This window comes from Pseudomonas sp. NPDC086251, from assembly GCF_044746405.1.
In the GTDB taxonomy this organism is placed as follows: domain Bacteria; phylum Pseudomonadota; class Gammaproteobacteria; order Pseudomonadales; family Pseudomonadaceae; genus Aquipseudomonas.
The window spans coordinates 119,057-140,495 of the sequence record NZ_JBIVBY010000008.1 but is presented as its reverse complement, the minus strand read 5'-3'; the positions used below and the strand labels follow the sequence as shown (position 1 = coordinate 140,495).

Sequence of the window (21,439 nt, the reverse complement as noted above, 5' to 3'; positions counted from 1 at the left end):
GGTGCTATCGCGAGCAGGCTCACTCCCACAGGGGTTGTGCGTTGCACCGCTGGGGAATACGTCAACGCATCTGCTCCGTAGATTTGCTCATAGTTCTGATGCTTCTTCCCACCTGAAATGCTTGATATACATCAGGCATCGACAAGCCCGCAGGGCATTAGGCCAGTGAGTGAACGCCCCTTCCGGCGCTCATCTAGACTTAATGGAGAGTCGTAGGCAGAACCGAACACGTCGCTTTGGTGCAGTTCGATCAATAGCCGCGTGGCAAGCTGCCCTTTATGCCCAGTAGAGGTGCGACGAAGATCGCGCCGGGTACAACAAGATGCCCGCCAAGGGTGCCCTGGCCAACGGCCTGAAATTGCCACGATACCGTGACGTGGTGTGAGTGCCGCAGCCGACACTTTCGGACAAACGACAACCGCCTGGTTTGTCCGTGACCGTGAGGAATGCTGTATGCCTGATGAGATGTTGCACGTGCCTTTGGTCAACAGCCTGCTGGAGCGCCATAAAGGCTCCCCGGGCGCACTGTTGCCCATTCTTCATGATATTCAGGAACGCATCGGTTACATCCCCGATGCGGCCGTCCCCGAGATTGCCCACGCCCTCAATCAGAGTCAGGCCGAGATTCGTGGGGTCATCAGCTTTTACCATGACTTCCGTACCGCGCCGCCGGCCCGGCATATTCTGCGGCTGTGCCGGGCTGAATCGTGCAAGAGTCGCGGCGCCGAGCAGCTGGCCGCGCAGTTGCGCGAGCGTCTGCAACTGGACGATCACGGCAGCAGCGCCGATGGCAGCATCAGTTTGCGCCCGGTGTATTGCCTCGGTGCCTGCGCCTGTTCGCCTGCTCTGGAACTGGATGGCCGGGTGCATGCGCGGCTGAGTGCCGAGCGTCTGGATGCCCTGCTTGATGCTTGCCGGGAGGACGTATGAGCCTCTACTTACCTAGTGACTCCCTGGCCCGTGCCGTGGGTGCCGATGAGGTGGCTGTCGCCCTTATCACTCAGTCTCAGGAGCGCAATCTACCGCTGGAGTTGCAACGCACCAGTTCGCGCGGCTTGTACTGGCTTGAACCGTTGCTGGAAGTGGACAGCCCGCAAGGCCGAATCGGCTTCGGCCCGCTGACTGCTGACGATGTGCCGTCCGTGCTCGAAGCCCTGCGTGGCGATCCATCCGCGCATCCACTGGCCTTGGGCCTGGTGGAAGACTTGCCGTATCTGAAGACTCAACAACGATTGCTGTTCGCTCGCGCCGGCATTACCCGGCCGTTGTCGTTGGACGATTACCGGGCCCACGGCGGTTTCGAGGGCTTGCAAAGGGCCGTCACCCTTGGCGGCGATGAGACTGCGACGGCGGTGTTCGATTCAGGCCTGCGTGGCCGTGGCGGCGCGGCGTTCCCGGCCGGGATCAAATGGCGCACGGTGCGCGCCACTCAGGCGGCGCAGAAATACATTGTGTGCAACGCCGACGAAGGCGACTCCGGCACCTTCGCCGATCGCATGTTGATGGAAGGCGACCCCTTCCTGCTGATCGAAGGCATGGCCATTGCCGGCATTACCGTCGGCGCCACCTACGGCTACATCTATGTGCGCTCGGAATATCCGGATGCTGTCGCCACCCTGCGCCAGGCGCTGAACATTGCTCGGACCGCTGGTTACCTCGGCGCCAATGTCGGCGGCAGCGGCCAGGCCTTCGACATGGAAGTGCGGGTCGGCGCCGGCGCCTACATCTGCGGTGAAGAAACCGCGTTGCTGGACTCGCTTGAAGGCAAGCGCGGAATCGTCCGCGCCAAGCCGCCGATCCCGGCCTTGAAGGGTCTGTTCGGCCAGCCGACGCTGGTGCATAACGTGCTGACTTTAGCCTCGGTGCCGCTGATTCTGGCCAAGGGTGCGCAGTTCTATCGCGATTACGGCATGGGCCGCTCGCTGGGCACGATGCCGTTTCAACTGGCGGGCAATATTCGTCATGGCGGCTTGGTGGAGCGGGCTTTTGGCCTGACCCTGCGCGAGCTGGTGGAAGACTACGGCGGTGGAACCGCCAGTGGCCGGCCGCTGAAGGCTGCACAGGTCGGTGGGCCACTTGGCGCCTGGGTGCCGCCGTCGCAATTCGACACGCCGCTGGATTACGAAGCCTTCGCCGGTATCGGCGCGATGCTCGGTCACGGTGGTGTGGTAGTGGCTGACGACACGTTGGACATGGCTCAGATGGCGCGTTTCGCGATGGCGTTCTGCGCCGAGGAATCCTGTGGCAAATGCACGCCGTGCCGCATCGGCTCGACCCGTGGCGTCGAGGTGATCGACCGAATGCTGGCCGCACCGGACCAGAGCGGTCGCGATAAGCAGGCGATCATCCTCAAGGACCTGTGCGACACGATGCAATACGGTTCGCTGTGCGCCTTGGGCGGCATGGCCCCCTTTCCGGTGGTCAGCGCCCTCAAGTACTTTCCTGCCGACTTCGGTCTGCAAGCTTCGGAGGCCGAGCAATGATTACTCTCTTCGACCCGAAAACCGATATCGATCTCGGCACCCCTGCCCGCGACAGTCAGGTGCAGGTCACCCTGAACATCGACGGCCGCAGCATCAGCGTGCCCGAAGGCACCTCAGTGATGCGCGCCGCCGCGTTGCTGGGCACCACCATTCCGAAATTGTGCGCCACCGACAGCCTCGAAGCCTTCGGCTCCTGCCGCATGTGCCTGGTGGAGATCGACGGCATGCGCGGCTACCCGGCGTCCTGCACCACGCCGGTCACTGAAGGCATGAGCGTGCACACCCAGACGCCGAAGCTCGCCACGCTGCGGCGCAACGTCATGGAGCTGTACATCTCCGATCACCCGCTGGATTGCCTGACCTGCTCGGCCAACGGCAACTGCGAGCTGCAAACCGTCGCCGGCCAGGTCGGCCTGCGCGAAGTGCGTTACGGCTATGAAGGCGACAACCATCTGGCCGACGTCAAGGACACGTCCAACCCCTATTTCGACTACGACCCGAGCAAGTGCATCGTCTGCAACCGCTGCGTGCGTGCCTGCGAAGAAACCCAGGGCACCTTTGCCCTGACCATTACCGGGCGCGGGTTTGAATCCCGGGTTGCGGCGGCTGGTGGTGAGAATTTCCTCGACTCGGAATGCGTGTCCTGCGGCGCCTGTGTGCAGGCCTGCCCCACCGCGACCCTGATGGAAAAAAGCGTGGTTGAACTCGGTCAACCCGAACGCAGCGTGATCACCACGTGCGCCTATTGCGGCGTGGGCTGCTCATTCCGCGCGGAGATGAAAGGCGACCAGCTGGTGCGCATGGTTCCGGACAAGAACGGCCACGCCAACCACGGCCACTCTTGCGTCAAAGGACGCTTTGCCTGGGGCTACGCCACTCACCCGGATCGCATCACCAAACCAATGATCCGCAAACACATCAGCGATCCGTGGCAGGAAGTCAGCTGGGATGAAGCGGTGACCTACGCCGCCAGCGAGTTCCGTCGGTTGCAGCAAACCTATGGCCGCGATTCCATTGGTGGCATCACCTCCAGCCGCTGCACCAACGAAGAAACCTATCTGGTGCAAAAACTGGTGCGCGCCGCGTTCGGCAACAACAACGTCGACACTTGCGCGCGGGTCTGCCACTCGCCGACCGGCTATGGCCTGAAACAAACCTTGGGCGAGTCCGCCGGCACCCAGAGTTTCGACTCGGTGATGCAGGCCGACGTGATCCTGGTGATGGGCGCCAACCCCAGCGACGCCCACCCGGTGTTCGCCTCCCAGCTCAAACGCCGCCTGCGTGAAGGCGCGCGGTTGATCGTCATCGATCCACGCCGCATTGATCTCGTGGACTCTGTGCATGCCCGCGCCGAATACCACTTGGCCCTGCGCCCCGGCACCAACGTCGCCATGCTCAACGCCCTGGCCCACGTCATCGTCACCGAAGGCCTGCTCAATCAGGCCTTCATCGATGCCCGTTGCGAGGACGGCAATTTCGCCCACTGGAGCGAATTCGTCAGCCGCGCGGAAAACTCGCCGGAAGTCCTTGGCGAGATCTGCGGCGTACCCGCTGCCGATATCCGTGCCGCTGCGCGTCTGTATGCCACCGGCGGCAATGCGGCGATCTATTACGGGCTGGGCGTTACCGAGCACAGCCAGGGCAGCACCGCCGTCATGGGCATCGCCAACCTGGCCATGGCCACGGGCAACATCGGCCGCGAAGGCGTGGGCGTGAACCCGCTGCGCGGGCAGAACAACGTTCAGGGCTCCTGCGACATGGGCTCCTTCCCCCATGAGTTGCCGGGTTACCGACACATTTCCAACGAAGTGGTACGGGCGCAGTTCGAACAGGCGTGGAACGTCACCCTGCAACCGGATCCGGGCCTGCGTATTCCCAATATGTTTGAGGCAGCCCTCGGCGGCAGCTTCAAAGGCTTGTATTGCCAGGGTGAAGACATCGCCCAGAGCGATCCGAATACCCAACACGTCACCGCCGCTTTGTCGGCCATGGAGTGCGTGGTGGTGCAGGACATTTTCCTCAACGAAACCGCCAAGTTCGCCCATGTGTTCCTGCCGGGCAGCTCGTTCCTGGAAAAAGACGGCACCTTCACCAACGCTGAACGACGCATCTCCCGAGTACGCAAAGTCATGGAGCCGCTGGGCGGCAAGGCCGACTGGGAAGGCACCGTGGCCCTGGCCAACGCGCTGGGTTACCCGATGAATTACCAGCATCCGTCGGAAATCATGGATGAAATCGCCAGCCTGACGCCGACCTTCACCAACGTCAGCTACGCTGAACTGGACCGCCACGGCAGCCTGCAATGGCCGTGCAACGCCGCGGCACCGGACGGCACGCCGACCATGCACATCGAGGAGTTCGTACGCGGCAAAGGGCGCTTCATGCTCACCGGCTACGTACCCACCGAGGAGAAGGTCAACAATCGCTACCCGCTGCTGCTGACCACCGGACGCATCCTCAGCCAGTACAACGTCGGCGCCCAGACCCGGCGCACCGAGAACGTCGCCTGGCACGACGAAGACCGCCTGGAAATCCACCCGACCGACGCCGAGAGCCGTGGAATCAACGAAGGCGACTGGGTCGGCATCGGCAGCCGCGCCGGGCAGACCGTACTGCGTGCGCGGGTCACCGAACGGGTCGCCCCGGGCGTGGTGTACACCACGTTCCACTTCCCTGAGTCGGGGGCCAACGTCATCACCACCGACAACTCCGACTGGGCCACCAACTGTCCGGAATACAAGGTCACGGCGGTGGAAGTCAGCCGCGTCTACCACCCTTCGGAATGGCAAAAACGCTTCCAGGCCTTCAGTGACGAACAGCACCGTCTGCTGAAGGACCGCCGTCAGGCGAAAGCGGAGGTACGCCGATGAGCACGGCCAACCTGATCAAAATGGTCAACCAGATCGCCCAGTACTTCGCCAATGAACCGGACCAGCAACAGGCCGTGCTCAGCGTGCGCAATCATCTGCAGATGTTCTGGACGCCCGGCATGCGCAAGGAGTTGCTGGCGTGGCAGACGGAGCATCACGGGGCGGAGTTGCACCCGTTGGCGCAGGCGGCGGTCAGCGGGGCGGGTTGGGAGGCTTAGGGCTCACTCGGTCTTGATATTGGCTGAAAAACTTGTGGGAGCGGGCTTGCTCGCGAAGGCGATACACCAGTCACCTTCATCATTGACTGACACGCCGCTTTCGTCAGAACGCCGCCCGGAGCAAGCCCGCTCCCACAATGTTCATGGGTCGAAGCCGAATTCCGCGTACGCAACCAATCCACCGTGGGAGCTGGCCTGCCAGCGATGGACTCACAGCCGCTGCGGTTTTCCATCGAAAACGCGTCATCGTTAACGACCATCGCTGGCAGGCCAGCTCCTACAGGATCGGGTAGGTTCGCAAAAGCAGTGTGGCTACTCGATCTCAATCGGTCCTTTCGTCTTGGCATCACTGTCCGTCCAGTAATCCTCTCCCATCAGCCGTCGATCACCTTGAATGGTGAAGGTGAGTTTGCCCTGGCGAAATTGCAGCGTGCCATCGGTGCGCTTGGCATTTACCCGTTTGCCATTGACCCAGACCTGTTCCTTGGCATCGATGCGGATGGTGGCAACGGTCGCGCCGGCATCGCTCTTGGCGACCCATTGCCCGGCATACGGCGTCTGGACGTTTGAGCTGTCCGCAGCGGGATTGGTGAAACCGGCCTTGGCATTTTCGGCCTTGCTCTTGTGGATATCACAGCCTTGGGCTTCGCTGACTTGCGTGCAACCGGATTGCTCAAGTTGTTTGCGGTACTTGTCGTTGATGGCGTACGCCGGGGATTGCGCCAGCATCAACATGGCCAGTGCCGGCAGGATAATTTTGTTCATGGGTTTTCTCCTTTTATCACCTCTTCCAACACCCGTGCCACGCACTGCACGGCTGCATCTTCATCGCGCCGTTTATGCCAGGCCAGATGCAGTGCAAACCCTTCCACCTCAATCGGCGGCGCCACGGTGTGCAGCGCCTTGGCGATGGGCATCGACAGACACTGGCTGGGCAGCATTGCAATCAAGTCCGACCCCAGCAGCAGGTCCGGAACCATGACGAAGCTTGGCACAACGATCCCGACGCGTCTCGCCAGCCCCAACCCTTTCAGCATGTCATCGAGCGGGCCCCAGATCGCGCCCCGGCCCGACACCAGCACGTGTGGATAACTCAGCCAACGGTCGAGATCGAAGTCCGCGATTGCAGGATGCCCCGCGCGCATCGCCACCACGAAATGTTCGTGCAGCAACAGGCGCCGGGTGAAGTCAGGACCGAGCGGGGGAAACACCGACATCGCCAGATCACTTTGCCCGCGACTCAAACTTTCCTGAGCCGCCTCGCCGCCCTGCCAGGGCTGAATCACCAGATCGATGCCGGGCGCCAACCCGGCGAGTCGTTGGTGCAACTGCCGCGCGACGATGATGGCCGGGAAGTCGGCCATGACGATACGCACGGTTTGGCGCAGGGTGCTCAGGTCAGCACTGGCGGCACCGACCAGCGTGCTGACCGAGCCCAATATCTGCTTCAACGGGCCGCGCAAGGCCTGGGCCTTTGGGGTCAACTGCATACCGCCAGGCAGGCGTTCGAGCAAGTGATCCTGGAACAGATGCCGACAACGCTCCAAGGCATTGGATGCCGCGGGTTGCGACAGGCCGACACGTTCGGCGGCGCGGGAAACGTGGGCTTCGTCGAGCAGCGCATCGAGCACGGTCAACAGGTTGAGGTCCACCGAACGCAGATTCATTGAATCAATACCTAATCAGACAAACCATCCATTGGAGCAATGTATAACACGCTGGCACGCTGTGGCTCCCTTCACTTGAACCGGCCAAGCCATGAACGACACCACCCTGATTCTGAGTTTTCACCCTGACCTGGGACGCTCCCACGCCAACCGCGCCATGCTCGATGCCGTGAAGGATCTGCCTGGGGTTTGCATCGTCGATGTGTATGGGCTTTACCCGACCGATGAAGTGGACATCACGGCGGAGGTCCAGCGTTTATTATCGGTGCAGCGGCTGGTGCTGCAGTTTCCGGTGCAGTGGTACTCGACACCGGCGCTGCTGAAAAACTGGCAGGACCAAGTGCTGACACAGATGTACTACATTGCCTACGAGGCTCAGGGTCAGAAGCTTGAAGGCTTGCCGGTCATGGTCGTGGCCACCGCCGGAAACACGCTCGAGGCCTACAGCGAAACGGGCGCTAATCTGTTTCCCCTCGAGCAACTGTTGCAGCCTTTGCGCGCCACTGCGCACCGCTGCCAATGGGCTTGGAGCGATCCGTTTCTGGTTTATCGGGCCAATAAACTGCCGGGAACAGAACTAGATGCCGTCGCCACTCACTACCGCGCCCGGATAGAGCGTTTTCAACATACCCGTGCGTGACAGGCCAATCGTTCACATGGCGTGACAGGCATCTGCAGTCACCTGCGTTATCATCCCCCGCCTGTGCGCCAAGAGCCTTGACCCCGGATGTCCGAATCACTGCCGTTGCCTGACGATTGCACCTCACTGCCACCCGTTCTGGTCGGGCCGCTGTTGCGGCGGCTGGAGCCCACGCGTCTGGTGCTGTGGCTGGTGGGTTCCCGGGCGCTATCGCTGACGTTACGGCTGGAGGGTATCGGCGATATCCGCTTGAACACTGAACAGTGCACGGTCATCCCGGTCGGCACTCACGCGTTTATCCATTTGATCGATGTGCCGCTGGAGGCCGCCCTGCCCTGCGATACGTTGATCGAATACGACCTGTTGATTGATGACACGGGCATCGCTGAATGGGCGCCGCATCTGCTGTATGGCGAGGCGAGCCGTCCGAATTTCGCGCTGCACTCGCGCATCGATCAACTGCTGCATGGCTCTTGCCGCAAGCCCCACTTCCCGGCGCCGGACGGGTTGCTGTGCGTGGATCGTTTGCTGGCGTCCGAGCCCGACGTGTCGAAGCGTCCGGCCCTGTTGATGATGAGCGGCGATCAGGTCTACGCCGACGATGTCGCGGGGCCGATGTTGCGGGCCATTCATGCGTTGATCGAGCGGCTTGGGTTGTTCGATGAGCACCTCGAAGGTGCGGTGGTCAGCGACAGCGCCAAACTCTACGAACACTCGGCCAGTTACTACCATCGTGCGGATTTGTTACCGGCCCTGCAGAGCAACGAAACCCTGCGCGAGCGATTTTTCGGTGGGGTGCGTAAGCCGATTTTCACCAGCAGCAGTGCTGACAACCATCTGGTGACCTTCGCTGAAGTCATGGCCATGTACCTGCTGGTGTGGTCACCGACACCCTGGACGTTGATCGCGCCCAAACCACCCAAATTGATCCCCGAAAGACGCGAGCGATATGCGCTTGAGCAAACGCGCATCGATGGCTTCAAGGCTGGCCTTGGTGGTGTCGCCCGCGCGTTCGCGCACCTGCCGTGCCTGATGATTTTCGATGATCACGATATTACCGATGACTGGAATCTTTCCGCGCAATGGGAGGAAACGGCCTACGGCCATCCGTTCTCCAAGCGCATCATCGGCAACGCGTTGATCGCTTATATGTTGTGTCAGGGTTGGGGCAACAACCCGGATGCGTTCGGCGGGGTGCTGGAAAAAACCCGCCTGTTGAGTGCCACGGGGCATGATCACTACCTCGACAGCGACGTGCAGGATGCGTTGATCGATGAGCTGCTGACCTTCCAGAACTGGCATTACGTGCTGCCCACCAGTCCGGCGTTGGTGGTGCTCGACACCCGCACCCGGCGCTGGCGCAGTGAGATGACGCTCAAGCAACCGTCGGGTTTGCTGGACTGGGAAGCCCTCAGCGAACTGCAACAGGAACTTCTGGATCATCCCTCGGCAATCATCGTTTCGCCAGCCCCGATCTTCGGCGTCAAGCTGATCGAAACCGTGCAGCGCGTGTTCAGCTGGTTCGGTTATCCGCTGCTGGTGGATGCCGAAAACTGGATGGCCCATCGCGGCGCCGCCCAAGTGATCCTGAACATTTTCCGACACTCGCGCACACCCGGTAACTACGTGGTGCTGTCGGGTGATGTGCATTATTCCTTCGTCTACGAAGTACTGATCCGACACCGCAAGGCCGGTCCGCGAATCTGGCAGATCACCAGCAGCGGCATCAAAAACGAATTCCCGCCCGCATTGCTGGAATGGTTCGACCGCCTCAATCGCTGGCTCTATTCGCCGCGCTCACCGCTCAACTGGCTGACCAAGCGGCGGCGCATGCGCATTGTTCCGCACATTCCCGAACATGCTGAGGCCGGTGAGCGGTTGTGGAATTCGGCGGGGATCGGGCAGGTGTTCTTTAATGAAAAGGGCCAGCCGCGGGAGATTTATCAGCTGAATGCGGATGGTTCGGAGAAGACGAGGATGGTGGCGCCTGAAACTGGCGAGTGAGGCTGGTGGACCGCGTCGCCTGCTTCGCGAGCAAGCTCACTCCCACATTTGATCGGTGGCGTTTATGAACCTCACTCGAACTCTGATTATCGGGAACTCGGGGTCCGGGAAGAGTTGGCTGGCCCAGCGATTGGCCGAGCATCTGCGAGTGCCGTGGGTTGATCTTGATTCGATTCACTGGCTGTCTGACGAAGGCAGCATCGCTCGTCCACGGGCCGAGGCGTTGGGGATGGCGCGTGTTGCGGCGAGTGCTGAACGCTGGGTGATTGAGGGCGTTTATGGCTGGATGGTCAGCGAGCTTATCTACCGAGCCACGGCGCTGATCTGGCTGTGTGTTGAGGATGAAGAATGCGTCGCCAACATTCGCCAGCGCGAGGCGCAGCGCGATGAGCATGACGAGTTGTTGATTGCGCTGCTGGACTGGGCCGGCAGCTATCACCTGCGCGAAGGGTCCAGTGGGTTTGCTGCGCACCAGCGTCTGTTTGATGGGTTTAGCGGTTCGAAGCTGCAACTGATCGACCGCTCTGAGGTGACGGCGTTCATACGGGTGCACAGGTCGGAAAAACAACCAGGGGATGGCGTTTAAATCGGATTGGGATTACATCGATCACGGAAACGTCTCGAAGAACCTTCGGCGATACTTAATGCAAGCGCAGACGCGTCGTCTGCGTAACAACCACTCGTAGGTATCGCCTTGTCATCCTGTACTCATTTCTGTACGTTCTTTGCATCGAGCGAGGACTACAACATGCAAACCATTAATTACACCACCGCACGTGCGCACCTGGCCGAAACCATGGATCGGGTCAATGAAGACCGTGCCCCATTGTTAGTAACGCGCCAGAAAGGCGAGCCCGTCGTGATGATGTCACTGGCGGAGTACAACGCCCTCGAAGAGACCGCTTATCTGCTTCGTTCCCCAGCCAATGCCGAACGCCTGATCAAATCGATCGGCAACCTTCGAGCCGGGAAAACCAAAGCAAGGCAACTCATCGAAGAATGAATATCGAGTTCACGACAGAAGGTTGGAATGACTATCTATGGTTCCAACAAAACGACAAGGCCGGACTGAAACGAATCAACCTGTTGATTAAAGCGATCCAGCGGGAGCCATTTGAAGGCGTGGGTAAACCTGAGCCGCTCAAACACAATTTGAGCGGCCTCTGGTCCCGTCGGATTACCGCTGAGCATCGGTTGATCTACGCAATTGAGGACGGTGAGATACGCGTCGTAATGTGCAGATACCACTACTGAATACGGCCACAGGCCACATTCAGCGCCCGACACACGCCCCTGACAATCATCTCCACTTCCCGCTCATCAATCGTCAGCGGCGGCAGCAGGCGAATGGTCTTGCCTCGGGTCACGTTGATCAGCAAGCCGTGATCCCGTGCGGCAATCAGGGTCAGGTCGCGTATCGGTTGCTTGAGTTCGATGCCGATCATCAAGCCCTGGCCACGGATCGCCCGGACGTTCGGGTCATCGGCCAACTCGATGCGCAATCGGGCGAGCAGGCGTTCGCCCTGAAGCCTGGCGTTTTCCAGGAGGCCTTGTTCTTCGATGATCTCCAGCACGGTGCAACCCACGCGGCACGCCAATGGATTACCGCCGAAGGTGCTGCCATGGCTGCCGGGTGTGAAGAGGTCGGCGGCTTTGCCCCGAGCGAGGCAGGCGCCGATGGGGATGCCGTTGCCCAGCCCTTTGGCCAGGGTCATGACGTCGGGGACGATGCCTTCGTGCTGGAACGCGAACCACTGGCCGGTGCGGCCGACGCCGGTCTGGATTTCGTCGAGCATCAGCAGCCACGAGCGCCGGTCGCAGCGTTCGCGCAGGGCTTTCAAGTAGCCGGGCGGGGCCAGTTGGACGCCGCTTTCTCCCTGGATTGGCTCCATCAGAATCGCCACGATGCGCGCGCCATGGGCCTGCTGAATCCTATCCAGCGCCTTGAGGTCGCCGAACGGTACTTTGACGAAATCTCCCGGCAATTCATTGAAGCCCAGGCGCACCGCCGGGCCATCACTGGCGGACAACGTGCCGAGCGTCCGGCCGTGAAAAGCGTTCTCCATGACCACCACCAGCGGTTGCTCGATGCCTCTGTGCCAGCCGTATAGCCGCGCCAGTTTCAGCGCAGTTTCGTTGGCTTCGGCACCGGAGTTGTTGAAGAACGCCCGCTCCATGCCCGCCAGCCGGGTCAGTTTCTGCGCCAGCCGCTGTTGCCAGTCGATGCTGTAGAGGTTGGAGGTGTGCAACAACAGGCCCGCTTGTTCACTGATGGCCGAAACAATTTTCGGGTGCGAATGGCCAACGTTGGTCACCGCCACGCCCGCCACCGCGTCCAGGTATTCACGACCGGCCTGATCCCACAGGCGCGTGCCCAGGCCCTTGATGAAGCTCAAGGCCAGTGGTTGGTAAGTGGTCATCAGGCAGGCGGCGGTCATGACATCAAGCTCCATCAATTGTCGGTGTTTTTGCAGTATGGTTAGCCACCTGAGCTGGATAAACGCTGCAACACTTCAATCATTTTAAAGCTGAGCTTGATAATGGATTTATTCCAGGCAATGACCGTTTACGTCAGGGTGGTGGAAACCGGCAGCATGACCGCCGCCGCTTTTCAGTGCGATATGTCCACGACCATGGTCGGCAATCACCTGCGGGCACTGGAGCAGCGACTGGGCGTGCGCTTGCTTAATCGCACGACACGGCGCCAGCGGTTGACGGAATTCGGCACGGCCTACTATCAACGTTGCCTCGAAGTGCTGGGGTTGGTGGCCGACTCCGAGCGCCTGGCCGAGCAGGCCCTTGATGAGCCGAGCGGCACCCTGCGCATTACGGCCCCGCTGACCTTTGGCACCGAGAAACTGGCACCGGCATTGAGTGAATTCACGTTGCGCCATCCGCAGGTCAAACTGGACGTGGTGCTCACCAATGCGCGACCGGACCTTCTCGAAAACGGTTTCGATGCAGCCTTTCGTTTGGGGGAAACAGAGCCTTCCAACATCATCGCCCGCCCGCTCATCGACTACACTCTGACGATGTGCGCATCGAAGGAGTACCTGGCGCGCCGCGGAATCCCGGAGCACCCCGATGATCTGCAACACCACGACTGTCTGTCCTTTGCCTATCCGGATGGGGATGACTGGCACTCGGTCGCGAAACAATGGCGCCTGGCCGGGCCCGAAGGCGAAATCCGCGTGGCGGTCAGCGGACCGATGCTGATAAACAGCTCGGCAGGGCTGCATCAAGCGGCTCGAACAGGGATGGGCATCGTGATGTTGCCCGACGCGTTGATCGAGCAAGACCTGAAGGACGGAAAGCTGGTGGCCGTGATGCACGGATATCAATTGCCAAGCCGCCCCCTGAACCTGGTATACGCCCAGGATCGCTACCGTTTGCCGAAACTGCGCCGCTTCGTCGACTTTGCCATGCAGAGGTGGGGTAAGCGCTAGCCCATTCTATTGCGCGCCCACGCAGGACATAGTCCATCGTCACTTACATTCCCGCTTTCACCAAGACCGGTTTCTCCTGATACCGGTCCGGGTACAACTGCTTCAACTGCGCAACTTTCGGTAAATCGTTGATCACGATGTACGGATAGCTAGGGTGTTCGGTCAGAAAATCCTGATGCTCTTCTTCTGCCGGGTAGAACCCGTTGTAGGTTTCCAGTTTGGTCACGATGGGTTTGTTGAACGAATGGGCGGCGTCGAGCTGGGCGATGTACGCCTGGGCGACGCGTTGCTGCTCGCTGTTTTTTGGAAAAATAGCCGACCGGTACTGAGTGCCGCTGTCAGGGCCCTGACGATTGAGTTCGGTAGGGTTGTGGGCCACCGAGAAGTAGATTTGCAGCAAGGAGCCGTAGCTGACCTGACCTGGATCGAAGGTGACTTCCACCGATTCTGCATGGCCGGTATTGCCGTCGCTGACGCGTTCGTACTGAGCGGTATTGGCTGCGCCGCCGGCATAACCGGAGACCGCGTTCTTCACGCCTTTGACATGCTGGAACACGCCTTGGACGCCCCAGAAGCAGCCACCGGCAAACACTGCAGTTTCACTGTGAGCCTGGGTGGTTTCGTCGAGGGCCGGTGGTGGGATGACGACCGCGTCTTCGGCACCGAAAGAGAACGCCGAGCATTGGCCGATGATCCCGGCAGCGGCCACGCCCAACAGGGTGCGGCGCCAGGTGAATAGGGATTTCATGGTGCTGACTCCTGAGTAGATGAAAGAGTGATCAACCGAAGGTAAACGCATACGCCGACACACCCGGATCGAGAAACTCGATGCTGAAGGTCCGGTCCGTTACACCGCCGGTTTGGCGCACCAGTTGATACAGGCGTTGTTCGGTTACGCTGCCGCTGCCATCCGACTTCACGTCCGTACCGTGGGCATCGCCAGGGGCCTTGCCATCAATCAGCACCTTGAAGCGCACCGGTTTACCGTCAGGTCCAGGGCCGAGCACCAGATGCAGGTCTCGAGCGTGAAAGCGGTAGACGATACGGCTGGCTGGCGCACTTGATATCGCCCGCTCCGAACCGACATTCCACTGACCGCCCAGGCCCCAGTCGTTGAGTGCCAACTCGGACGGTGGGGTGTAAGCCGACACCTTGTCCGGCACCAGGCTGGTTTCAGGCACGAAATGCTCCGCACGCTGGTAGCCGACATAGGTTTCTGGCGATAGCACTTCACTCATGTCCGGTGCGAGTTGAACACCCTCGGCGCTGGCATTGATCAGACCGTCTGCGACCTTCGCGGCGCCCGCTTCACGCAGCAGTTGCTGGATTACCCGCTCCGATTCGGCGTAATCGCCTTCACCAAAGTGGTGATAACGAATGCGCCCCTGAGCGTCGGCAAAGTAGTGGGCTGGCCAGTATTCGTTGTTGAAAGCGCGCCAGATCTTGTAGTCGTTATCGATGGCCACCGGGTAGTTGATGCCCAGGTCCTTCATGGCTTTGGTGACATTGCCAACATTGCGTTCGAAGGCAAATTCGGGCGCATGGACGCCGATCACCACAAGGCCCTGATCGCGGTATTTCTCGGCCCAGGCCTTCACATACGGCAATGTGCGCAGGCAGTTGATGCAGGAGTAAGTCCAGAAATCCACCAGCACGACTTTGCCTTTCAAGGCCGGCGCGGTCAGCGCTGGCGAGTTGAGCCATTGCACCGCACCGTCCAGCGCTGGAAGGTTGCCTTCAACCGGCAGTGTGCCCGGTGTTTTGTCAGCCGCTTTCATCGCATTACCGGAGGCCGCGTTCTGCGCCATCATTGCCCCGCCACCGCTCGGTGACTTACCGGACAACCGGTTGACCAAGGCCTGCTCGATACCGCCCGTGGACGCCGTCGACACCTGCGCCAGAATGCCGGTGTCGAGCCCAAGGGCGATCGCGGCCACACCGGCCAGCATCGCCGCGCCCAAACCTCGACGCACCCACTCGCCAGCGCCAATCGACCGCTTCATTGCCGCGAAAACCTTACCGCCCAGCAGTAGCGCCACGGCGAGGGACGTGGCGGCACCGGCGGCGTAAGCCAACAACAGCAAGGTGGTTGCGATGCTTGCACCTTGCAGCGCTGCGCCCGTCAGCAACAGACCGAGGATCGGCCCGGCACAAGGCGCCCAGAGCAAGCCCGTGGCGACGCCGATCAGGAACGAAGCGCCGGGACGCGGCCGGGCATCAGCACCCGCCGCTTCCGACAATCGACTGCCGGCCGCCACCAATGGTCGGGTCAGTCGCTCGGCCAGTCGAGGCAGCAACAGCGTCAGCCCGAACAAGGCCACAAACACCAGCGCCAGCCAGCGGCCGTACTGATTGACTTGCACCACCCAACCGCCACCCACCGCGGCCAGCGTGGCAACCAGCGCGAAGGTGAGCGCCATCCCCGCCAGCAACGGCAAGCCACTCTTCATGAACGGTTGCCCGGTGCGGGCGAAGACAAACGGCAGTACCGGCAAAATGCACGGGCTGACAATCGTCAGCACACCACCGAGATAAGCGAGGACCAGAAGCCACATAAACGTCGACCTGCGTGAATGAGTGAAAGGAATCAGGCCGCCAGAGGCTCGAATTTCATCGCCAGGCCGTTCATGCAGTAGCGCAGGCCAGTCGGTTTGGGACCGTCATCAAAGACATGCCCTAAATGACCGCCACACCGACGGCAGTGAACTTCTTCACGGACCACGCCGAAGGACCGGTCCTGACGGGTCGCCACCGCCTTGTCCAGCGGTGCCCAGAAACTTGGCCAACCGGTGCGGCTGTCGAATTTGGTCGCGGAGGAAAACAGTGGCAGGTCACAACCGGCACAGGCGAATGTGCCGTCACGGTGTTCATTGTTCAGCGCGCTGCTGTAGGCCCGCTCGGTGCCCTCTTCACGGAGGATTTCATACTGTTCGTCACTGAGCAGCGCGTGCCATTCGCTGTCGCTGTGCGTCACCTCGAACACCTGCGCCGCACTCGCCTCGCTGATCAGCGCAGAACTCGCGGCAAATTTTGGCAATACACCGATTGCCAGGGCTGCAACCCCCAGCCCGCCGCTCGCTAAAAGAAACTGCCGTCGTGAAAACATGGTCTGCTCCGAAAATCCAGGGGGCCTTTCATGGAACACAGCCTAGGCTTGGGTTGATCGCCAAATCCTCACGAAGAGTTAAATAATTCGTGATAACTCAGGCGCCGGAAAACCCGCACAATGCGCTCATTGCGCTGAAGGATTGAGCTTGATGGAACAGACCAAACGCGTCCTCGTGGTCGAGGACGACCTGCATATCGCCGACCTTATCTGCCTGCATCTGCGTGATGAGCAGTTCGAGGTGGTGCACTGCGCCAATGGCGATGAAGGCATGCGATTGCTGCAGCAAGGAAGCTGGGACGCGCTGATCCTCGACTTGATGCTGCCCGGTGTCGACGGCCTGGAAATCTGCCGCCGCGCCCGGGCCATGGCGCGCTACACACCGATCATCATCACCAGTGCGCGCTCCAGCGAAGTGCACCGGATTCTCGGGCTCGAACTGGGTGCCGACGACTACCTGGCCAAACCGTTTTCCATGCTCGAACTGGTGGCTCGGGTCAAAGCGCTGCTACGTCGGGTCGACGCCATGGCCCGCAACCTGAAAATGGACGCCGGCAGCCTGATCACCGATGGCCTGTCCATCGACCCGATCACCCGCGACGTATCCCTCGACGGTCGCCGCCTCGACCTCACGCCACGGGAGTTCGACCTGCTGTATTTCTTCGTCCGGCAGCCCGGAAAAGTGTTTTCGCGCATGGACCTGCTCAACGCCGTGTGGGGTTACAGCCATGAAGGCTACGAACACACGGTCAATACCCACATCAACCGCCTGCGAGCGAAAATCGAGGCCGATCCGGCGCAGCCGGCACGCATCCTCACCGTATGGGGGCGTGGCTACAAATTCGCGGCCAAGGAGGAGCAGCCATGAGGCTGACCCTGACTCAACGCCTGTCGCTGGTGTTTGCCGTGTTGCTGCTGGTGTGCTGCGGCACATCGGCGTGGATGCAGGTGCGTTCCAACCAGATGCATGAACTGGAAGTGGTGCAAGGGTTGTCGCGCGATCTCGCTCAACACATCGCCCGTGACACCGTGCTGATGGACACCCAAGGCTTGATGCCCGGTGCCGTGCGCAACCTGTTCAGCCAACTGATGCTGGTCAACCCGAGTGTCGAGGTCTACCTGCTGGACACCGAGGGCAAAATTGTCGGCAGCGCGGCGCCCGAAGGTCGGATACGTCGGGAGCGCGTCGACCTGGCGCCGGTCCAGCGCCTGCTCAACGGCGATGCCCTGCCGATTCTTGGCGACGACCCGCGCAGCGTCGAGGGTCGCAAGGTGTTCAGCGCCGCGCCGCTGAAGGTCAACGGTAAACCGGCGGGTTATCTTTATGTGGTGTTGCTCAGTGAAGAACACGACCGCTTCGCCGAGCGCGGCGCCACCAGCGCGGCCCTCAATACCGCCCTGTGGTCCATCGGGCTGGTGGCGCTGTTATGCCTGATCGCCGGTCTCACGGCATTTGCCTTGATCACCCGTCCTTTGCGCCGCTTGACCGAAAACGTCAGCCAGTTCGACATCGACGGCGTTCCGCAAGCGCCACCGGCATCCGTTCCGGTGGAAAAAGCCGCCAGCCACGATGAAATCGCCGTACTCGATGCCGCCTTCCGCCAGATGCAAGCGCGCCTCAGTGAACAATGGCGATCGTTGACCCGTCAGGATCAGGAGCGCCGCGAACTGGTGGCGAACATCTCCCATGACCTGCGCACGCCATTGGCCTCGCTGCACGGCTATCTGGAAACCCTGTCGCTGAAGGACGCGACGTTGTCTCCTGCCGACCGTCGCCGCTACCTGGGCATTGCCCTGGACCAAAGCCGCAAGGTCGGTGGACTGGCGCAATCGCTGCTGGAACTGGTGCGACTGGAGCACGGCTTTGTGCAACCGGTGCTGGAGCGCTTCTCCCTGACCGACCTGGTGCAAGACATCTTTCAGAAATTCGAACTGACGGCCGAGGCACGCCAGGTCGAACTGAAAGCCACCTTCGCACCGAATGTTGCAGCGGCCTGCGCCGACCTCGGGTTGATCGAGCGGGTGCTGACCAACCTGTTCGACAACGCCCTGCGCCATACACCTCAAGGTGGCGAAATAGAACTCAGCCTGCGCCCTCAAGGCGCTTTTATCGAAGTCATTGTCAGCGACACCGGCCCCGGCATCGCGGCCGAACTGCGCGAAGGCCTGTTCCTGCGCCCATTCAACATCGGCGGTGCCCGGCGCGATGGCGGACTGGGGCTGCGCATCGTGCATCGCATCCTGCAATTGCATGGTCGCGATATCCAGTTGATCGATGTTCCGGGACGCGGCGCGACCTTCCGTTTCTCGTTACCGGTGGATCAACAGACCGCAGAGCAATGGGCAGTCCGCTCGTCGCTGGGTAATGGTCATACCCCCCTGTAGGAGCGAGCTCGCTCGCGAAAAACCTGAGAGCGCCGCGGGCTATCAGGCTTAACACGTCATCGTTAACGATCTTCGTCGGAACGCCGCCCGGAGCAAGCTCGCTCCTACAGAGGATTGAGGTCGATCTTTTGCCCGTTGGCCTGTTGGGCCGTGACAACGCCGCCGCGGTCCAATAGATTAGACGGCCTGAAAAGGCCCTGTGCTTTCTCGCCTCAATCCAAGTTAAAAGAAGTAGTGAAATTTCAATGTCCGATTCCAATACCGCTGAATCCGTAGTCACCTTGTCGTCCAAAGCGGAATACGAAAACTCCATCAATCTTTCACAGCACGTGCCCCAGGCCAAGACCATCGCCGAGATGGTTCTGGACGCTTTCCAGTCCACCCGTGAAAGTGACCAGATTCGCGAGCTGCGCACCGCGATTCGCCAGGCTCACGACAGCTTCGACGACGATAAAGCCTACGAACTGATGGGCGAACTCAAGCAACTCAAGGACGCCGAGGCTGCCGACATTGCGGCCCTGGAAGACCTGAGCAGCAAATTCCCGATCAGCCGCATTCTCTCCAGTTTCAAGGACGACCCGGCGTTTCAGGAAATCGTCTACGGTCTGGCGCTGAAAGTGCTGAACCAGACACACCAGGCCCTCAGCAGCCCGAGCAGCGGCAAAAGCAAAGCGGCTCGCGCCAAGAAAGATGTCGAAGTGTTCACCATCAGCAAAGACGGCATCAGCGTCACACTGCCGCTGCGCACCCCGCGTTCGCGACTGAACGTTGACCGTGAAGCGCTGGAATTCCTGGGCTTCTCCTTCGTCGGCGAAGGCGAAGAAGCAGAACTGGAAAGCGAAACGTTCCTGGACAATGCCGGGACCGAACAAGCGGTTAACCGCAAGAACATCATCACCGCACTTCAGCAGCAAACTGCATTTGACGGCTACAGCATCGCCGCGCAGTAACTCGCCCTCCCAGCGGCGCGTCCAGCGCCACTGACCCAAGAGCCCCGCCCTAGAGCGGGGCTTTTTATTGCCTGCGTCTCCACAAAAACCACGATTACTCTTCCAGTATCAACAGCAGAAAAACACTTTCCCTAACCCTTCAGCATCACGGGTCCGCTTGCAGGGATCGTCAACTCACTTTCCAGCCCAAGACCTCGGTGGTGCGATTGCTGAGGTCACCATGCACACACCTCCCCTCTACCGTCAGTTAGCCAATCATTACCTCGACGCCATCCGCAGCGGCACCTTGAAAACCGGTGAACGGTTTCCTTCCATTCGACTGATGATGGAAAAACATGCGGTCAGCCTGTCGACCGCGGTGCAGGTTTGCCGGGAGCTTGAAGACTGTGGCGTGCTGGAAGCCCGACCGCGCTCCGGCAACTACATTCGCCAGCCCGACAAATTGGCCAAACCCATCACGTTCGCACCTCCCCCGCCACTGGACATGGGCGTGTACGCCGGCATTCACCCACAAGTGTCATCGGTACTCAAGACCAGTCAACGCGCGGCGATCAGGGTCAATTTAGCCAGTGCTTACTGCGCGCCGGAGCTCTATCCATTGAAGACCCTGCAGGACCACATGATCAAGGCACTGCGGCACGACACGCATTTGCTCGGCGCGGCCGGTTCGACCTGTGGCAACAGCGCGCTGCGCCACATCCTTGCCCGACGGGCGCTGACCGCCAAAGCCAACCTGACAGCGGAGCGGATAGTGATCACCAACGGTGCGACCGAAGCGATCAACCTGGCCTTGCGCGCGGTCACCCAACCCGGCGACACCGTGGCGGTGGAGTCACCGACCTTTTTTGGTCTGCTACAAATTCTCGAGAGTCTTAACCTGCGGGTGCTGGAAGTCCCGGCGACGGCGCACGCGGGAATCAATCTGTTTGCCCTCGAACAACTGCTGCAAAGCTCCGAACGGGTTCACGCGCTGATTGTCATCCCCAACCTGCAAAATCCGCTGGGCAGCATCATGCCCGACGCCAACAAAGCACGATTGGTGCAACTGTGCGCCGAGCACAACACCGTGCTGATCGAAGACGATTCCTACGGTGACCTGGTGGATACCGAGCAACCGTTGTCCACGCTCAAACACTGGGACCGTACCGACTCTGTGATTTATTGCGCATCGCTGAACAAAACCCTGGCGCCAGGCATGCGTTTGGGCTGGATCAGCGCAGGGAAATGGCACGATCGCGTGGAAATGCTCAAACACACGCAGTCCCGGGGATGCGAAGCGTTGTCGCAACTGGCGGTCAGTGCGTTCATGAGGACACCGTCCTACGATCGTTACCTACGCCGATTGAGGAAAATCCTCACGCAACAACGCGAGCAGATGAGTGCCTCAATCATTCGATATTTTCCCGAAGGCACCCGGGTGACCCAACCTCAAGGCGGAACGTTGCTGTGGGTGGAACTGCCACGTCACCATTCGTCCATGGCGCTGTTTCATGAGGCGTTGAAAGTCGGCATCCAGATTTCACCTGGGGATATCTTTTCCAACACCAAGCGTTTCAGCCACTGCGTGCGCATCGGCTGCGGCGCGCCGTACTCACCGCGAATCGATGAAGCCCTGGCGACCGTCGGCCAACTACTCAAAAATCAAAACTGATGCACACCCCAATCCCCTG

At 60.6% G+C, this 21,439-nt stretch carries 20 protein-coding genes; 14 read left to right on the top strand and 6 right to left on the bottom strand.

The genetic code is table 11. The features are described 5' to 3' along the window. Positions 1-453: 453 nt before the first annotated feature. From ACIPL2_RS12175 to ACIPL2_RS12160, 4 genes are read left to right on the top strand one after another with little or no spacing between them, the layout of a single operon-like run. On the top strand, positions 454-930 hold the full coding sequence (locus tag ACIPL2_RS12175) for a formate dehydrogenase subunit gamma (protein ID WP_401356446.1): 477 nt from the start codon (positions 454-456) through the stop codon (positions 928-930). Further along, positions 927-2,483: a formate dehydrogenase beta subunit gene (locus ACIPL2_RS12170; protein WP_401356443.1), complete on the top strand. Its 1,557-nt coding sequence runs from the start codon at positions 927-929 to the stop codon at positions 2,481-2,483. The genes ACIPL2_RS12175 and ACIPL2_RS12170 overlap by 4 nt, the downstream gene beginning before the upstream one ends. Further along, positions 2,480-5,353: a formate dehydrogenase subunit alpha gene (fdhF, locus tag ACIPL2_RS12165; RefSeq protein ID WP_401356440.1), complete on the top strand. Its 2,874-nt coding sequence runs from the start codon at positions 2,480-2,482 to the stop codon at positions 5,351-5,353. Before ACIPL2_RS12170 ends, fdhF begins: the two co-directional genes overlap by 4 nt. Then, positions 5,350-5,571 carry a formate dehydrogenase subunit delta gene (locus ACIPL2_RS12160; RefSeq protein WP_401356437.1) on the top strand — a complete coding sequence of 74 codons (222 nt, stop codon included), beginning with the start codon at positions 5,350-5,352 and terminating at the stop codon, positions 5,569-5,571. The genes fdhF and ACIPL2_RS12160 overlap by 4 nt, the downstream gene beginning before the upstream one ends. 312 nt (positions 5,572-5,883) lie before the next feature. Here the strand turns inward: ACIPL2_RS12160 and ACIPL2_RS12155 are convergent, their stop codons facing one another. Further along, on the bottom strand, positions 5,884-6,336 hold the full coding sequence (locus ACIPL2_RS12155; RefSeq protein WP_401356434.1) for a hypothetical protein: 453 nt from the start codon (positions 6,334-6,336) through the stop codon (positions 5,884-5,886). Further along, on the bottom strand, positions 6,333-7,238 hold the full coding sequence (locus tag ACIPL2_RS12150) for a LysR substrate-binding domain-containing protein (protein ID WP_401356431.1): 906 nt from the start codon (positions 7,236-7,238) through the stop codon (positions 6,333-6,335). Before ACIPL2_RS12150 ends, ACIPL2_RS12155 begins: the two co-directional genes overlap by 4 nt. Positions 7,239-7,329: 91 nt before the next feature. On the opposite strand from ACIPL2_RS12150, the gene ACIPL2_RS12145 reads away from it, so the two are divergent. From ACIPL2_RS12145 to ACIPL2_RS12125, 5 genes are all read left to right on the top strand, one after another. Beyond that, a complete protein-coding gene (locus tag ACIPL2_RS12145; RefSeq protein WP_401356429.1) occupies positions 7,330-7,878 on the top strand; it encodes an NAD(P)H-dependent oxidoreductase in 549 nt (182 codons plus the stop codon). An 87-nt stretch (positions 7,879-7,965) separates the two neighbouring features. Then, the gene (locus ACIPL2_RS12140) at positions 7,966-9,882 is read left to right on the top strand and encodes an alkaline phosphatase D family protein (protein WP_401356427.1); all 1,917 of its coding nucleotides are present in this window, start codon (positions 7,966-7,968) and stop codon (positions 9,880-9,882) included. Between the two features lie 64 nt (positions 9,883-9,946). Further along, on the top strand, positions 9,947-10,468 hold the full coding sequence (locus ACIPL2_RS12135; protein ID WP_401356425.1) for an adenylate kinase: 522 nt from the start codon (positions 9,947-9,949) through the stop codon (positions 10,466-10,468). Positions 10,469-10,630: 162 nt separating this feature from the next. Then, a complete protein-coding gene (locus tag ACIPL2_RS12130) occupies positions 10,631-10,885 on the top strand; it encodes a type II toxin-antitoxin system prevent-host-death family antitoxin (RefSeq protein ID WP_082069261.1) in 255 nt (84 codons plus the stop codon). Next, on the top strand, positions 10,882-11,136 hold the full coding sequence (locus ACIPL2_RS12125) for a Txe/YoeB family addiction module toxin (RefSeq protein ID WP_401356422.1): 255 nt from the start codon (positions 10,882-10,884) through the stop codon (positions 11,134-11,136). Before ACIPL2_RS12130 ends, ACIPL2_RS12125 begins: the two co-directional genes overlap by 4 nt. Here ACIPL2_RS12125 and ACIPL2_RS12120 read toward each other — a convergent pair. Next, a complete protein-coding gene (locus ACIPL2_RS12120) occupies positions 11,130-12,320 on the bottom strand; it encodes an aspartate aminotransferase family protein (RefSeq protein WP_401356420.1) in 1,191 nt (396 codons plus the stop codon). The two genes, ACIPL2_RS12125 and ACIPL2_RS12120, sit on opposite strands and share 7 nt — an antisense overlap. Positions 12,321-12,422: 102 nt before the next feature. On the opposite strand from ACIPL2_RS12120, the gene ACIPL2_RS12115 reads away from it, so the two are divergent. After that, complete coding sequence (locus ACIPL2_RS12115; RefSeq protein WP_401356418.1) at positions 12,423-13,328, top strand: LysR family transcriptional regulator; 906 nt, start codon at positions 12,423-12,425, stop codon at positions 13,326-13,328. A 43-nt stretch (positions 13,329-13,371) separates the two neighbouring features. On the opposite strand, the gene msrA is transcribed toward ACIPL2_RS12115, so the two are convergent. The 3 genes from msrA to msrB are packed head-to-tail and all read right to left on the bottom strand — an operon-like array spanning position 13,372 to position 16,434. Continuing rightward, on the bottom strand, positions 13,372-14,076 hold the full coding sequence (gene msrA, locus ACIPL2_RS12110) for a peptide-methionine (S)-S-oxide reductase MsrA (RefSeq protein WP_401356416.1): 705 nt from the start codon (positions 14,074-14,076) through the stop codon (positions 13,372-13,374). A gap of 31 nt (positions 14,077-14,107) precedes the next feature. After that, the gene (locus tag ACIPL2_RS12105) at positions 14,108-15,883 is read right to left on the bottom strand and encodes a cytochrome c biogenesis protein DipZ (protein WP_401356414.1); all 1,776 of its coding nucleotides are present in this window, start codon (positions 15,881-15,883) and stop codon (positions 14,108-14,110) included. A gap of 32 nt (positions 15,884-15,915) precedes the next feature. After that, positions 15,916-16,434, bottom strand: coding sequence for a peptide-methionine (R)-S-oxide reductase MsrB (gene msrB, locus ACIPL2_RS12100; protein WP_401356411.1), 519 nt, complete (start codon positions 16,432-16,434; stop codon positions 15,916-15,918). Between the two features lie 151 nt (positions 16,435-16,585). Between msrB and ACIPL2_RS12095 the strand changes: the two genes are divergently transcribed. The 4 genes from ACIPL2_RS12095 (at position 16,586) to ACIPL2_RS12080 (ending at position 21,420) form a co-directional block, all read left to right on the top strand. Next, positions 16,586-17,302 carry a response regulator transcription factor gene (locus tag ACIPL2_RS12095; protein ID WP_401356409.1) on the top strand — a complete coding sequence of 239 codons (717 nt, stop codon included), beginning with the start codon at positions 16,586-16,588 and terminating at the stop codon, positions 17,300-17,302. Beyond that, positions 17,299-18,819 (top strand): ATP-binding protein, encoded by a 1,521-nt coding sequence (locus tag ACIPL2_RS12090; protein WP_401356407.1) that lies wholly within the window; start codon positions 17,299-17,301, stop codon positions 18,817-18,819. The genes ACIPL2_RS12095 and ACIPL2_RS12090 overlap by 4 nt, the downstream gene beginning before the upstream one ends. Positions 18,820-19,064: 245 nt before the next feature. Then, entirely contained in the window at positions 19,065-19,769 is a 705-nt protein-coding gene (locus ACIPL2_RS12085) for a hypothetical protein (RefSeq protein WP_401356405.1), read from the top strand. Between the two features lie 220 nt (positions 19,770-19,989). After that, on the top strand, positions 19,990-21,420 hold the full coding sequence (locus tag ACIPL2_RS12080) for a PLP-dependent aminotransferase family protein (protein WP_401356402.1): 1,431 nt from the start codon (positions 19,990-19,992) through the stop codon (positions 21,418-21,420). The last annotated feature ends 19 nt before the right edge of the window (positions 21,421-21,439 follow it).

What these genes read in the sequence shown, in the direction of transcription:
- ACIPL2_RS12175 (WP_401356446.1), top strand. Translation starts at nt 454, where the DNA reads ATGCCTGATGAGATGTTGCACGTGCCTTTGGTCAACAGCCTGCTGGAG.
- ACIPL2_RS12170 (WP_401356443.1), top strand. Translation starts at nt 927, where the DNA reads ATGAGCCTCTACTTACCTAGTGACTCCCTGGCCCGTGCCGTGGGTGCC.
- fdhF (WP_401356440.1), top strand. Translation starts at nt 2,480, where the DNA reads ATGATTACTCTCTTCGACCCGAAAACCGATATCGATCTCGGCACCCCT.
- ACIPL2_RS12160 (WP_401356437.1), top strand. Translation starts at nt 5,350, where the DNA reads ATGAGCACGGCCAACCTGATCAAAATGGTCAACCAGATCGCCCAGTAC.
- ACIPL2_RS12155 (WP_401356434.1), bottom strand. Translation starts at nt 6,336, where the DNA reads ATGAACAAAATTATCCTGCCGGCACTGGCCATGTTGATGCTGGCGCAA.
- ACIPL2_RS12150 (WP_401356431.1), bottom strand. Translation starts at nt 7,238, where the DNA reads ATGAATCTGCGTTCGGTGGACCTCAACCTGTTGACCGTGCTCGATGCG.
- ACIPL2_RS12145 (WP_401356429.1), top strand. Translation starts at nt 7,330, where the DNA reads ATGAACGACACCACCCTGATTCTGAGTTTTCACCCTGACCTGGGACGC.
- ACIPL2_RS12140 (WP_401356427.1), top strand. Translation starts at nt 7,966, where the DNA reads ATGTCCGAATCACTGCCGTTGCCTGACGATTGCACCTCACTGCCACCC.
- ACIPL2_RS12135 (WP_401356425.1), top strand. Translation starts at nt 9,947, where the DNA reads ATGAACCTCACTCGAACTCTGATTATCGGGAACTCGGGGTCCGGGAAG.
- ACIPL2_RS12130 (WP_082069261.1), top strand. Translation starts at nt 10,631, where the DNA reads ATGCAAACCATTAATTACACCACCGCACGTGCGCACCTGGCCGAAACC.
- ACIPL2_RS12125 (WP_401356422.1), top strand. Translation starts at nt 10,882, where the DNA reads ATGAATATCGAGTTCACGACAGAAGGTTGGAATGACTATCTATGGTTC.
- ACIPL2_RS12120 (WP_401356420.1), bottom strand. Translation starts at nt 12,320, where the DNA reads ATGACCGCCGCCTGCCTGATGACCACTTACCAACCACTGGCCTTGAGC.
- ACIPL2_RS12115 (WP_401356418.1), top strand. Translation starts at nt 12,423, where the DNA reads ATGGATTTATTCCAGGCAATGACCGTTTACGTCAGGGTGGTGGAAACC.
- msrA (WP_401356416.1), bottom strand. Translation starts at nt 14,076, where the DNA reads ATGAAATCCCTATTCACCTGGCGCCGCACCCTGTTGGGCGTGGCCGCT.
- ACIPL2_RS12105 (WP_401356414.1), bottom strand. Translation starts at nt 15,883, where the DNA reads ATGTGGCTTCTGGTCCTCGCTTATCTCGGTGGTGTGCTGACGATTGTC.
- msrB (WP_401356411.1), bottom strand. Translation starts at nt 16,434, where the DNA reads ATGTTTTCACGACGGCAGTTTCTTTTAGCGAGCGGCGGGCTGGGGGTT.
- ACIPL2_RS12095 (WP_401356409.1), top strand. Translation starts at nt 16,586, where the DNA reads ATGGAACAGACCAAACGCGTCCTCGTGGTCGAGGACGACCTGCATATC.
- ACIPL2_RS12090 (WP_401356407.1), top strand. Translation starts at nt 17,299, where the DNA reads ATGAGGCTGACCCTGACTCAACGCCTGTCGCTGGTGTTTGCCGTGTTG.
- ACIPL2_RS12085 (WP_401356405.1), top strand. Translation starts at nt 19,065, where the DNA reads ATGTCCGATTCCAATACCGCTGAATCCGTAGTCACCTTGTCGTCCAAA.
- ACIPL2_RS12080 (WP_401356402.1), top strand. Translation starts at nt 19,990, where the DNA reads ATGCACACACCTCCCCTCTACCGTCAGTTAGCCAATCATTACCTCGAC.